Source organism: Kitasatospora sp. NPDC056181 (assembly GCF_042266225.1).
In the GTDB taxonomy this organism is placed as follows: domain Bacteria; phylum Actinomycetota; class Actinomycetes; order Streptomycetales; family Streptomycetaceae; genus Kitasatospora.
This window is the reverse complement of the sequence record NZ_JBHJUK010000094.1, coordinates 24,219-36,151: the sequence shown is the minus strand read 5'-3', so window position 1 is coordinate 36,151 and position 11,933 is coordinate 24,219. Positions and strand designations below refer to the sequence as shown.

The following is an 11,933-nucleotide window of genomic DNA, read 5'->3' as shown; positions in this document are numbered from 1 at the left end:
AGCGCCACCGCCAGGAACGGAGAGACGGCCCCGTACGCGGCCGACACCGCCACCAGCTCGGCCACCGTGCTCACCGATCCGGTCACCGCCATCAGTACCCCGGAGACGGCCCACGCGACGCAGTAGAACGCCGGCAGGGACCGCGGCAGCCGGACGTTCCCGGCCACCGCGCTCCCCGCGCAGGCGGGGGTCAGCCGAACGACTACCGCTCCCGGCGCGACGACTCCCAGTCCTCCCCGCGCAGGCGGGGGTCAGCCGTCGAGAGGACCGCTCAGTGACCGTCCAGGACGGTCCTCCCGCAGGCGGGGGGGCAGCCGGTGTTCGCGTCCAACCCGCACACCATGTGCGATGTCGGTAACAGGTGAAACGAGGACCACGGACGGCGGATCAAAACCGGGCTGCTCTGCGAACTCTTGATCATCCTGACTTCAATGCTCTGGAGTCAGGAGGAAGAGAGGGTGATCCACGTGGAGGGCTGGGCTGAGATTCGCCGGCTGCACCGAGCCGAGGGGTTGTCGGCCTGGTCCGTGGCCCGGCAGCTGGGGATCTCCAAAGGAACGGTGTCGCGGGCGCTGGCCTCGGTTCGGCCGCCGAAATGCCAGCGCCCGCTGAAGGGCTCGGCAGTGGACGCGGTCGCCCCGCGATCCGTGAGCTTTTGAAACAGACGCCGACGATGCCGGTCACCGTGATCGCGGAGCGGATCGGTTGGGAGCGCGGGCTGACGATCCTGCGCGAGCGGGTGCGGGAACTGCGGCCCGCCTATCTGCCGGTAGACCCGGTCTCGCGCACGGTCTATCGGCCCGGCGAGCTCGCGCAGTGCGACCTGTGGTCCCCCGCCGTGGACATCCCGCTCGGCTACGGCCAGTCCGGCCGCCCGCCGGTCCTGGTGATCGTCTCGGGCTACTCGCGGATGATCACCGCCCAGATGCTGCCCTCGCGGCAGACCGGCGACCTGATCGACGGGCACTGGCGCCTGCTGGCCCACGGCTGGGGCGCCGTCCCGAAGGTCGAAGATCCACTTACTCACCGAACGTACCGGTTTACCCCTGTCGCTCGCGATCTCGGGTGCCAACGTCCACGACAGCCAGGCCCTGATCCCGCTCACCGAAGCCATCCCGCCGATCTGGTCCAGGCGCGGCCCCAGGCGACGCAGGCCCGGCAAACTGCACGGTGACGAGGCCTACGACCATCGCTTCAGCCGAGCACCCTGATCCATAGGGGACAAGAAGAGGTGGAACGTGGAACCCCTGGCCAGCCGGGGGCTCCACGTCGTCGGCGAGGGCACCTCGGGCGCCCCCCAACGACCAGCGCCCCGTGTCACGAGGAGCCGGTGCCGGGCCTTGCTCAACCCAGGGGCACGGGGGCGAAGCTCGTCCATTCGTACATCCGCCGATCGCGTCCGAGAACGATGAGCTCGGCCCTGGTAATGCGGGCGGTGGCCGGGTAGGAGGTCACGCTCGCCAAGGCGTCGGCGGCCGGCTGGGCCGGGCCGGCCGCGCTGGAGTAGGCCACGGAGACGTGCGGGCGGAATCCGTCGGCGGGCTCGGGGACATCGGTCCAGACGTCGGCGATGGCGGCCCGGATGGCCGAGCGGACGGCGTGGACCGGCTCGGCGGGTTCGACCTTGAGAAGCAGGGCCTCGGGGGTGACGATTGCGGGCCCGAGGGCGAGGTCGAAGGCGGGGATCTTCGCGAGGTGGTGGGTGGCGGCGTCGGCGATGGCGCGGACGTCGGCTTCGGGAACGTCGTCGGTGAAGCCGAGGCCCTGCATGGTGAGGTGGAGCCATTGGTCGGGGACGAGGTCGAGGCCGGGCACGTCCTTGAGGGCTCGGCGGTAGTCGGCGGCGAGGTGGTGGAGGTCGGTGGCGTCGTCGAAGGTGAGGTGCCAGGTGTAGAAGCGGCGGCCGGTGTTCCAACCGGGCCGCCACCACCAGTGATCGGCCATGTGCGAGGGAGTGTCAGTCATGGTCGTTGATCCAAGCACTGGACGGGGTTGTCGGGGAGAGGGCGTGGGCGGCTTCGCGGACGGCAGTCTCCACTGCGTCCTGGAGACGCAGGCCGGCTGCGCTGTCGCCCATGGGGGAGGTAGCGGTGTCGCGTGCGAGATCGCGTAGGCGCCGGCGTACAGGGGCGGTCCGGTGTTCTCTCGGTAGGGCGAGCACGGGGGCGATGGCTTCGAGGACACCCTCGGGATCGCGGGCGCTCAGCTGGGCTCCGGCCCGGGTGATGTGTAGTTGGGCCTCGGTGCCGTAGGCGCGTACGCGCTGCTGCTGGAGGGCGGCGAGTCCGCGGTCGGCGTGGGTCAGAGCATCGGCGGCGGACCCGGCGCGGAGGTGGACTGCGGCGCCGTAGTTCGCGTGGCGCCCGGTATGGCAGCTGAAGAGGCCGCCGACCTGGTCGTGGAACGGGCTGGCGTGGTCGTGGGTGCTGGTGTCCTCGGCTTGTCCGAGGGCGGCCAGCGCCTGGGTCTTGGCGCCGGCCTCGGCCCAGGCGTTGGCGAGCTGGCAGTGGAGGAGGACTGTGACGGTGCCGAGGGCCTGGAAGGTGGCGCCGTGCTGCGCGTACTGGATGGCCTCGCGGAACTGGCCGTCCCAGAAGGCGAGTTTGCTGCGGGTGGAGTAGACCCAGGCGTGCAGGCCCGCGTTGTCGGCGTTGTCGGCGCACAGCAGGGCCGCACGTGCGTGGGTTTCAGCCTGTGCCCGGTGCCCCCGGTCGTGGTCATCCAGGCCAGCATGGCGAACAGGTAGCCGGCGGTGGTGAACAGCTCCCGCCGCTGCTGGAGGAGCTGGTGCCCGTACAGGAGGTCCCAGACACGGTTGAGCAGGCGTTTGGTCTGCTGGAACACCCGCAGTGGGTCCTCGTCCATCAGGTAGGCGGCGGCGAGGTACTGGGTGTCGGCGACGAACTGTTCGAGCGCGACGGGGCCGCAGTTGGTGCCCTCGGCCCACTGCGCCCACAGCGCGGACTCCTCGGCGGTGGCCTGTACGAGGTCGGCGCCGGTGAGGGGGACTGGCGGCTGCGTCGACGGGGCGGCCAGCTGGGCGATGGCGGTGGTCGTGGCGGAGGAGTCGGACTGGTGGGACAGAATCCTCAGGTCTGCCTCGGAGAGGGCCTGGCGGTCGTCCAGGTCGAGCAGGTCGTTCACGCTGGCCGTGTAGAGGTCGGCGAGGACGAAGAGGACCCGCGGGGTGATCCGGCGCCCGGACGGCGCCGGCCACTTCTCCCATTTGCCGAGCAAGGAGGCGTCCGCGCTCGGGCCGCCGGCACCGGCCAGGTCGTTGAACCGGTCGGCGGCCTCCTGGGTCGTCCAGCCGTGCGCGTGTCGCCAGGCCTCGCGGGGCCGCATCCCGAAGCGGGCGCGCATCTCGGCGGCGATGGCGGACGTGGGGGCGTTGGTGGCGAGGAGTGCCGAGCGAACCGAGTCGCGGTCCGGCTTGGAGCCGGGCTTGGGGCGTGGGGGCATTCGGGCCTCCCGAAGGCGCGGAGCGTGGGGGTCTGACCCCTTCACGGTAGCGACCCGGGTACGCCACACGGGTCACAGTGAGCGATTTCGGGATAACGCACTGTCCGGATTCCCGCCAGGTCTCTGACGCTCGGCCAGGTCAGCCGGGTGAGGGTCCGTCCGGAATAGTCGGGCGCCGCTGCCCGTGACCGGGGCGGGTCGTGAGCGGGACCGTAGAACCCCCTCGATGACGAGTCCCTTGGCAGGCCATGATGACGTCCTCCACCTCCACCGCCGCCTCCAGACGCCCGGTTCCCCGCTCCGTCAGCCGGCGGCCCCCTGTGCTGCCCGCCCCGCGATGGCTCGTCTCCGCTTGCGAGGGCCGCGATGCTGGCAGCGTGGCCCGGCCAGCCCGGCGGGCTGCTGCTCGTGCCCTGTGGGGTGCGCTGGGACGCCGTTCGGTTGCCTGCCCCGCTCGGCTTGGCCGTTCTGGACAAGCTCCTCGGTGACGCCGTCGAGGCGGGGCCGGTTCTGCACGACCGCAGCTCCGAACTCGTCTATGTCCTCATTGCCCTGGGCAGCGGCATCGACTGGGACAAGCGCTACCCGCAGGTGCGGCTGCTGTCCGACGGCTGCCACCTCGCCACGCCCTGACCCGAACTCGACTGGCTGAACCAGCTGGTCGTGTGGGCGCACATGCCTCTCCTGCCCGCGCCGGCCGACCCGGCCCACCTCGCGGCCGCGCTCGACGCGGTGACGAAGAACAGCACCAGCGCGGCGGCCTGACCGCCCCTTGGTCCCCACGCCTGGCCGACGGAAGGGGACCCCATCCGGCCGGCGTGGCCCCGAGCGGGCCCGGCCTGCGTCCCCCGCGGGGGCCGGGCCCGCTCTACCCGCCGTCGACACCGACACGGTGCCGGCACTGCAAGAACGGAGCACAGGATGCGCATCGCCACCTACGGACGCCCCGGCGCCGGAAAGAGCACCCTCACCGGCATGCTCGCCGACCGGCTCACCAGCCGCGGCGTCCACGTCGTCAGGATCAGGCTCGGCGCCCCCCTCTACGACCTGCAGGGCATCGTCTACCAGGTCGCCGGGCGTCCCCTCGTCAGCCCGGACCGGCAGGACGGCCAGCTCCTCAACGCCCTCGGATCCCACCTGCGCCGGATCAACCCCGCGGCGCTGACCGACATCTTCGAAGCGAAGGTGAAGGAGGCGACGGGAGAGAACTCCGCCGCGGTGATCCTCTGCGACGACGCCCGGGCCGCCGACATCGAGGCTCTCGACGCGCTCGGCTTCACGTTCGTGCAGATCTGGGCACCGGACGACTTCCGCCGGCTGCGGAAGGCGGGGCGCGGCGATCTCTCCCCGGGCGACGAGAACCACCCCACGGAGACGGAGATCACCATCACCCCGCACCACCGGATCGAGAACGCCGGGTCGATTCAGACCCTGCTGGTGCGCGCGCGGGAACTCGCCGACGGGCTCGTCCTGTGATCCTCACCGGCCACCGGATCAGAGAGGAGGTGGAGGACGGCCGGATCACCATCGACCCGTTCGACCCCGCTCTCCTCAATCCCAACAGCTACAACTACCGGATCAGCCCGGTCCTGCGCGTCCACCGGACCCACCAGCTCGACGCCCACTCCGACCACCCCCTGGACGAGTTCACGATCCCGGACCACGGCTACGTCCTGGAGCCCGGCCGGGTCTACCTCGGCACCACCGTGGAGAAGCTCGGCAGCGCCCACTTCGTGCCCTGCCTCATCGGCCGCAGCAGCCTCGGGCGTCTCGGCGTCTTCCTTGAGTACTCGGCCTACATGGGCAACCTGGGTGCCTGCCACGCCTGGACGCTGGAATTCGAAGTGGTCCAGCGCACCCGCATATACCCCGGCGACCGCATGGGCCAGATCACGTGGACGGCGAAGACCGGAGCCGTGCCGGAGTACACCGGCCGGTTCGGCCGGATCGACCAGGCGACGACGCCACCTTCCAACCACTTCCTCACCACCGCCTGCTGAACGGAGGCACCACCGTGATCCTCACCGGGCACAAGATCCGGGAAGAGCACGCGGCCGGCCGGCTCACCATCGAGCCGTTCGACCCGGCCCAGCTCAACCCCAACTTGTACAACATCACCCTGGGCCCCGCCATCGGCTACTACACCGACGCTGTCCTCGACACCCGCCGCCCCAACGCCTTCAAGACGGTGGAGATCGGGCCGGAGGGCTTCCTCCTGGAGCCCGACCGCATCTACCTCGGCCACTCCGTCGAGGTGATCGGCAGCAACCACTACGTCCCCACCATGCACAGCCGTTCCGGCTTCGCCCGCATGGGAGGCTACGCCCACGTCACCGCCGACCTGATCGACCAGGGATCTTTCGGCCAGCTCACCCACATGCTCCGCGTCGTCCAGCCGCTGGTCATCTACCCGGGCGACAGCATCGCGCAGGTCGACTTCCGCGCCGTCCTCGGCGACCCGATGCTCTACCAGGGCAAATACCAGGGCAGCCGCGGACCGATGCCCTCCCAGATCCACCGCGACACCGCCCGCGCCATGGCGGCCGCCGCGTGAACGGCATCCACCCGGCGAACGCCTTCAATCCCGCCGCAACCTGCCCGGACCCGCAGGCCGCGCGCCTGGTCGCCACCGCCTACGACACCATCCGCCGACGCTACGTCGAAGGGCGCCACCAGATCGGGGCCGCGATCATCGCCGCTGACGGCAAGGTCTACGTCGGCATCCACCTGGAGGCGATGGTCGGCCGCTTCAGCGTGTGTGCCGAGATGGCCGCACTCGCCGCCGCCCGCCTCTACACCGACCAGCCGCTCCTGGCCGTCGCCGCCGTCCGCCACCCGAAACCGTCCGAGGCCGCCGACGCACGGATCGTCTCCCCCTGCGGCGGCTGCCGGGAGGTCCTCCTCGACCACGCCCCGCAGATACAGGCGGTCGTCCCCCAGGGAGAGCAAGGCCTCTTCGCGGCCCTGCACACCATGCTGCCGATCAAGTACGTCGGCACGAAGTGGACCACCCAACTCCCCGCCCAGACACCGTAAGTGATCACGCTGTGATCGTTGGTAGCGTCGGCCGCCCGCCGCGTCACCCCGGCGCAGCAACCGAGAGATGAGAGAGGGTCACATGGCCCCCAAGACGATCCGCCGAGCCGTCATCCCCGCCGCCGGCCTCGGCTCCCGCCTCCTGCCCCTGACCAAGGCCACGCCGAAGGAGATGCTGCCGGTCGGCGACAAGCCGGTGATCGAGCACACTGTCCGCGAGCTCGTCGACAGCGGCATCACCGACATCACCATCGTCGTCAACGGCGACAAGGGCCTGATCCAGGAGCACTTCCGACCCAACCCGGTCCTCGTCGAGCAGCTGCGCCGCGATGGCAAGGCCGCCTTCGCGGACGCGGTCGAGGAGGTCGGGGAGCTTTCCCGCAAGGGTCACATCAGCTACCTGTACCAGCACGGTCCCTACGGCAACGGCACGCCGGTCCTCAACGCCGCCCGCCACTTCGGCGACGAGCCCTGCCTAGTGCTGTGGCCCGACGACGTCTTCGTCGCCGACGTCCCCCGTGCGCAGCAGCTCATCCGGGCGTACGAGCAGACCAACGCGCCGGTTCTCGCGCTCATGCCGATGGCCCCCGAGGACTCCTACCGCTACGGCGTCCCGGTGGTGAAGGAGGACCTCGGCGGAGGCTCCCTGCGGATCACCGGCCTGGTTGAGAAGCCGAAGCCGGCCGACGCCCCGTCCTCCTACGCGGCCATCGGCGGCTACGTCATCACCCCCGGCATCGTCGACGAGATCCGCGAACTCACCCGCCGCTGGCACGAGAAGCCCGAGGACGAGGTCTACCTGACAGACGCCATCAACGCCTACGCGGCCCGCCGCGCCGTCTACGGCCAGGTCATCGACGGCACCTGGTACGACACCGGCAACCCGGCCGCCTACCTGCGCGCCCAATTCGCCGCCGCCCTGGCCAACCCCGAGTACGGACCGGACCTGCGCAAGCTCGCCGCCGAACTCGCCCCCGCCGAATAACCCACCACCAGCTCCCGGGTCCGGGCCGCCACGCGGTGACCCGCCCCGGCCCGGCCCCGGCCCGGTTCACCCCGGGCCGGAGAGGAGCCCGGCATGCCGAACATCGACACCGCCCTGACCTTCTTCCCGCGCGGCGGAAGCGCACAGGTCGCCCGGTACCTCCTGCGGGAGTACAACCGCCGCAACTGGACCACCCGCATCCACGCCGGATCCCTCGGCCAGCCCGGGGACCCCGGCCACGCCCCCACGTTTTACGCCGGGCTCGACCTGCGCACCTACGACTACAACCCGGCCTACGCGCGGTTCACCGCCGGCCAGGACCCGCAGTCCGACCCGCTGCCTTTCCACCCCTCCTACGAGGACCGCTCCCTCGGCGCCCGCGGCTGCCCCGACCCCATGTTCGCCGCCGTCCCGCCGACCGCCGGCGCCCGCCTCACCCGCGCCTGGACCAGCCACCTCACCCGCCACCGCTCAACCCGCCCGGACGCCCTTCACCTCCACCACCTCTCCTACCTCCAGACCGCCGCCTACAGGGCCTACGGAGGCGTCCCCCGGATCACCACCCTCCACGGCACCGAGCTCAAACAGATCCAGGGCATGCGCGAGCGCATCAACCTCGCCCGCCACCTCGGCACGACCACGCCGCTCCTGGCCAACGCCCTCCACCCCGACCGCCCCCACCGCGAGCGCACCCTCAAACAACTCGCCCACGACGGCCGCCTCAACGACGACCAGGAGCTGCTGCTGCGCACCACCGAGTGGCCGAAGTGGCGCTTCTCCGACTACTGGCATGCCGCCCTCACCGCCTCCGTACAACAGGCCGGCCACGTCGTCACCGTCTCCCACCACGACCGCGACCTCGCCCTCCGCCTCCTGCCAGCCCTCCGCGGCCAAGAGGTCCCGGTCATCACCAACGGCGTGGACATCACCGCCTTCCGCCCCGCCGAACTCACCGAAGCCCAACGCCTGTCTGCGCCGGTGAGTTTTGGCCCCACCAGAACGGTTTCGCCTGGCCCCACTTTTAGGCCGTTTGGGTGACGGCTTGGGGCGGTGTCGAGAAGGAACGGGTTGGAGTGGCCCCACCCCCGATCGGGTGACGTTTCCCCGGTGTCCCTGGGCTGCGGGCCTCGGGTGGCGATGACGGCCCGCGGCGGCCGGTAGCGTGGTCGTCACGGAGCCCGCCCGGTCGCGTCCCCTGACAGGAATGCGAACGGGCGGGCGCCGTGTTTGGCGCCCGCCCGTTGGCGGGGTGGAGTCCGACGACAGGTCAGGCTGCGGCGGCCGCCTTGCGCTTGGCCGTGGTGCTGGCGAGGCGGAAGGACTGGGTGCCGGTCTCGATGATGTGGGCCTCGAAGGTAAGCCGGTCCACGATCGCCTGGCAGAGCCGCTTGTCGGTGAAGGTCTGGTCCCATTCGGTGAAGGGCCGGTTCGAGGCAATTGCGATCGCGTGCCGTTCCTCGCGCTCGGTGAAGATCTGGAACAGCAGCTCGGCGCCGTGCCGGTCGAGCTTGACGTAGCCGAGCTCGTCCAGGCAGAGCAGGTCAACGCGCCCGTACTTCTTGATGGTTCGCCCGAGCTGCTTGTCGCTGGCGGCCTCGGCGAGCTCGTTCACCAGGTTCGCCGCCGTGGTGTAGCGAACGCGGCCGCCGGCCTCGGCGATCGCCGTGCCCAGGCCGATCAACAGGTGCGACTTGCCGGTGCCGGAGTCGCCGATCAGGCAGAGCGGGTTGCCGGCCTGGACCCAGACGGGCTGGGCGAGGGTGTTGATGACCTCCTGCGGGACGTTCGGGTTCTTCGAGAAGTCGAAGTCCTCGATGCGCTTGTTGCGCGGGAAGCCGGCCTCCTTGACCCGCCGCTGCTTGCGCCGCTCGTCGCGGTCGTCGCACTCGCTCTCCAGCAGGTCCGCGAGGAAGTCCGCGTAGGAGGACTGCTCGCGCAGGGACTGGGCCGCGAACTCCTCCCAGCGGCCGCGGATCGTGGACAGGCCCAGGCTCCGGCAGGCCGCGTCGATCGTCGCCGCCGGGTTGGCGCCGCGCTGTGCGGGCAGGCCGAAGAAACCCCACCGCCCCGTGGTCGAAGGGGCGTCGGGGGTGGTGCTCTGCGTCATGCTGAGCCTCTCGGTTGAATGGACAGCAGCTGGCCGTAGGCGGCCAGGGAAGGCTCCGGCCGGGTGTCCGGCGGGAGGGCGGAGCGGCGCTCGGGCAGGGAGATCACCCGCGCCGCGACGTCGTCCTGGTCTTCGGGCGGCCCGGCGGTGGCGGCGGGCGGCGGGGCGATCACCACCGGCGGCGGGCCGCCAGCCGCGGCAAGCGCCTTGCGGGCCTCGATCGCTACCAGGTCCGGGGAGACCGACCCGGCCTCCAGGACCGCGCTCATCCCCGCGACCACCGCGTCGTCGGGCAGCCGGCGGTGCAGCAGCAGGACGTCGATCAGGGCCCGGGTCCCCTCGGAGCGGCCCCTCGCCTCGCGGGCGGCGGCCCAGAACGCGTCGTGGACCGCGGTGAACAGGCCGCTCTCGCGGGCCGCGGCCAGCCCGGTGGAGTTCTCCAGCGCGCCGGGCTTGTCCCGCAGGATTTCCAGGTAGTGGTCGAGCAGGTCGCGGAAGCCGTAGCGGCCGGCCAGTCGCGGGTGGCGGACCACCACCTTGTGCTGCTCGAAGACCAGAACCTCGTCGGCCCGCAGCGAGACTCGCACCGTCCGGCCGATGAACCGGGCAGGGACGGAGTACTTGTTCTGCCTGACCGTGATCCGGGAGGTCTTGTCGACCCGCGGCGTCAGCGTCAGCCCGACGTCGAACTCCTCCTGCGGGACCGGTGCCAGCAACGGGGCCTCGTAGGCGAAGTCGAAGCCGACCGAGGTGGGCCGGTTGTCGATGTGCCGGGCGTCCTCCTCCGCCTCGATCCGCTCGATCCGCTCGTTCAACTCCGCCAGCGTGTCGACCTCGGGGACCGGGACCAGGTGCGAGCGGCGAAAGCGCCCGCCCTCGTGCTCGACGCCGCCCTTCTCGTGCGCGCCCTCCTTGCCGGGCCGGCAGTAGAACGCGTCGAAGCCGTAGTGCGAGCGGAACGCCACCCACCTCTGCGACTCCACCCGCGAGCGGCCGAAGCAGATCTGGGAGACCGCGGGCTTCAGGTTGTCGTAGCGGATGTGCCGGACCGGGACGCCACCCAGGATCCGGAAGGCGTCGACGTGGCCCTGCATGAAGGCTTCCTGACCGGCCGTCGAGAAGACCCGATGGACCGCCTTGCCGGAATACGACAGCCGCAGCGTGAACATCTGGCACTGCAGCGGCTTGCCGTCGACCCGCACCCAGACCTCGGCGAAGTCGACTTCGGCCTCCTCGCCGGGCCGGTGGAACTGGGGGACCATGCCCTCGTGCAGCATCCGGGCCCGGTCCGCCTCGTCCTTGATCTGGGGTCGGCGGACCCGCAGGTAGTCGTTGAGGGTGGTGTAGGCGACCGCGGTGAAGCCGTACTCGTCCCGCAGCCGGGCCAGGATCCGCTTGTTGGTGTGCCGCTGCTTGGGCGGCGCGGTCAGGTCCGCCCGCAGCATCTCGTCGATCCAGCCCTTGGCCGGGTCCAGCGCGGAGCGGCGGGTCACGGGCTCTTTGCGCTTCGGAGGCAACGCGCTGTCCAGGGCCTGGCGGACCACCCGGCGGTGGACGGAGTAACGGCGGGCCAACTCCCGGACGGAGGCGTTCTCCAGCCTCTTGTCCCGGCGAATCCGCTCGAACAACTCGACGCGCTGCAAATCTTCGGCCTCCTGACACGGCCGTGACTACGAACTCACACAGCGTGATCTGGTTGCCGGAGCCCGGTCAATCCCGCACTACTCCAAACGAGTGTCGCCGCCAGCCCCTGGGCCACCTGAAAATTGCTGCTCAGCGCACTCCCTGCGCGGCTAGCATCCCCAGATGCCTCTTCGCCAGTACGTCTACTTCGCCTTGTTCAGCCAGCGTGTCTCCGCCGACGAGATGACCTCGCAACTGGGTATCGCTCCTGACGAGGTGTCCGTTCGCGGCAGCCGGATCACCGAGCCCAAGGCGATTCCTGTCAGCCATAGCTGGAAGGTCGTCTGCCGGGATCCCGACCTGTGTGTCGACGAGCAGATCGCCCGCATCCTCGACAGGCTCCAGCCCCACACGGCCCGCATAGCCGAGCTGGCAGGCCAGCTGGCGATCGACGACGGTGGGGCAGTGCTGCAGGTCGTTCGCTACTTCAACGACTCCGACGACGAATCGCCCAGCCACCCGGACGCTCCCAACCTTTTCGGCTGGCATCTGGGGCGCGATGTCCTGGATTTCCTCGCTGCAGTCGGCGCTGAACTCGATGTCGACGAGTACGACATGACCCCGAGCGACGACACCATCTGAGCGCGCGGCCCGCGCTCGCTCAGCGCGGAGCCAGTACTACCGCACCGGCTCCTCCACCCCGCCAACCGCCGGGTGGGG

The 11,933-nt window shown here is 70.6% G+C and carries 12 protein-coding genes and 1 pseudogene; 9 read left to right on the top strand and 4 right to left on the bottom strand.

All coding sequences use genetic code 11. The features are described from left to right. Positions 1 to 1,007: 1,007 nt before the first annotated feature. A pseudogene (locus ACFC1F_RS29205) lies at positions 1,008 to 1,202 on the top strand (transposase); the annotation flags it as partial. Between the two features lie 142 nt (positions 1,203 to 1,344). On the opposite strand, the gene ACFC1F_RS29200 reads toward ACFC1F_RS29205, so the two are convergent. Further along, positions 1,345 to 1,965 (bottom strand): 2'-5' RNA ligase family protein, encoded by a 621-nt coding sequence (locus ACFC1F_RS29200; protein WP_376162714.1) that lies wholly within the window; start codon positions 1,963 to 1,965, stop codon positions 1,345 to 1,347. A gap of 336 nt (positions 1,966 to 2,301) precedes the next feature. Next, entirely contained in the window at positions 2,302 to 3,462 is a 1,161-nt protein-coding gene (locus ACFC1F_RS29195) for a hypothetical protein (protein WP_376162712.1), read from the bottom strand. A 366-nt stretch (positions 3,463 to 3,828) separates the two neighbouring features. Between ACFC1F_RS29195 and ACFC1F_RS29190 the strand changes: the two genes are divergently transcribed. From ACFC1F_RS29190 to ACFC1F_RS29160, 7 genes are all read left to right on the top strand, one after another. Beyond that, a complete protein-coding gene (locus tag ACFC1F_RS29190; protein WP_376162711.1) occupies positions 3,829 to 4,095 on the top strand; it encodes a hypothetical protein in 267 nt (88 codons plus the stop codon). A 288-nt stretch (positions 4,096 to 4,383) separates the two neighbouring features. Next, on the top strand, positions 4,384 to 4,938 hold the full coding sequence (locus tag ACFC1F_RS29185; protein WP_376162709.1) for a hypothetical protein: 555 nt from the start codon (positions 4,384 to 4,386) through the stop codon (positions 4,936 to 4,938). Next, the gene (locus ACFC1F_RS29180; protein ID WP_376162707.1) at positions 4,935 to 5,462 is read left to right on the top strand and encodes a deoxycytidine deaminase; all 528 of its coding nucleotides are present in this window, start codon (positions 4,935 to 4,937) and stop codon (positions 5,460 to 5,462) included. Before ACFC1F_RS29185 ends, ACFC1F_RS29180 begins: the two co-directional genes overlap by 4 nt. A gap of 14 nt (positions 5,463 to 5,476) precedes the next feature. Then, positions 5,477 to 6,016 (top strand): dCTP deaminase, encoded by a 540-nt coding sequence (locus tag ACFC1F_RS29175; protein ID WP_376162706.1) that lies wholly within the window; start codon positions 5,477 to 5,479, stop codon positions 6,014 to 6,016. Next, positions 6,013 to 6,498 carry a hypothetical protein gene (locus ACFC1F_RS29170; RefSeq protein WP_376162704.1) on the top strand — a complete coding sequence of 162 codons (486 nt, stop codon included), beginning with the start codon at positions 6,013 to 6,015 and terminating at the stop codon, positions 6,496 to 6,498. The genes ACFC1F_RS29175 and ACFC1F_RS29170 overlap by 4 nt, the downstream gene beginning before the upstream one ends. Before the next feature lie 82 nt (positions 6,499 to 6,580). Beyond that, a complete protein-coding gene (locus ACFC1F_RS29165) occupies positions 6,581 to 7,483 on the top strand; it encodes a UTP--glucose-1-phosphate uridylyltransferase (protein WP_376162702.1) in 903 nt (300 codons plus the stop codon). 93 nt (positions 7,484 to 7,576) lie between these two features. Further along, positions 7,577 to 8,521: a glycosyltransferase gene (locus ACFC1F_RS29160; RefSeq protein WP_376162701.1), complete on the top strand. Its 945-nt coding sequence runs from the start codon at positions 7,577 to 7,579 to the stop codon at positions 8,519 to 8,521. 229 nt (positions 8,522 to 8,750) lie between these two features. Here ACFC1F_RS29160 and istB read toward each other — a convergent pair whose 3' ends face one another. Both istB and istA read right to left on the bottom strand, forming a co-directional pair. Continuing rightward, positions 8,751 to 9,590: an IS21-like element helper ATPase IstB gene (gene istB, locus ACFC1F_RS29155; RefSeq protein WP_376162699.1), complete on the bottom strand. Its 840-nt coding sequence runs from the start codon at positions 9,588 to 9,590 to the stop codon at positions 8,751 to 8,753. After that, a complete protein-coding gene (gene istA, locus ACFC1F_RS29150; RefSeq protein ID WP_376162697.1) occupies positions 9,587 to 11,233 on the bottom strand; it encodes an IS21 family transposase in 1,647 nt (548 codons plus the stop codon). The genes istB and istA overlap by 4 nt, the downstream gene beginning before the upstream one ends. Positions 11,234 to 11,396: 163 nt before the next feature. Here istA and ACFC1F_RS29145 point away from each other — a divergent pair, with 163 nt between their 5' ends. Next, a complete protein-coding gene (locus ACFC1F_RS29145; protein WP_376162695.1) occupies positions 11,397 to 11,855 on the top strand; it encodes a DUF4279 domain-containing protein in 459 nt (152 codons plus the stop codon). Positions 11,856 to 11,933 lie beyond the last annotated feature (78 nt).

Coding starts and splice junctions, on each gene's coding strand:
- ACFC1F_RS29190 (WP_376162711.1), top strand. CDS start 3,829: ATGCTGGCAGCGTGGCCCGGCCAGCCCGGCGGGCTGCTGCTCGTGCCC.
- ACFC1F_RS29185 (WP_376162709.1), top strand. CDS start 4,384: ATGCGCATCGCCACCTACGGACGCCCCGGCGCCGGAAAGAGCACCCTC.
- ACFC1F_RS29145 (WP_376162695.1), top strand. CDS start 11,397: ATGCCTCTTCGCCAGTACGTCTACTTCGCCTTGTTCAGCCAGCGTGTC.
- ACFC1F_RS29195 (WP_376162712.1), bottom strand. CDS start 3,462: ATGCCCCCACGCCCCAAGCCCGGCTCCAAGCCGGACCGCGACTCGGTT.
- ACFC1F_RS29165 (WP_376162702.1), top strand. CDS start 6,581: ATGGCCCCCAAGACGATCCGCCGAGCCGTCATCCCCGCCGCCGGCCTC.
- ACFC1F_RS29200 (WP_376162714.1), bottom strand. CDS start 1,965: ATGACTGACACTCCCTCGCACATGGCCGATCACTGGTGGTGGCGGCCC.
- istB (WP_376162699.1), bottom strand. CDS start 9,590: ATGACGCAGAGCACCACCCCCGACGCCCCTTCGACCACGGGGCGGTGG.
- ACFC1F_RS29160 (WP_376162701.1), top strand. CDS start 7,577: ATGCCGAACATCGACACCGCCCTGACCTTCTTCCCGCGCGGCGGAAGC.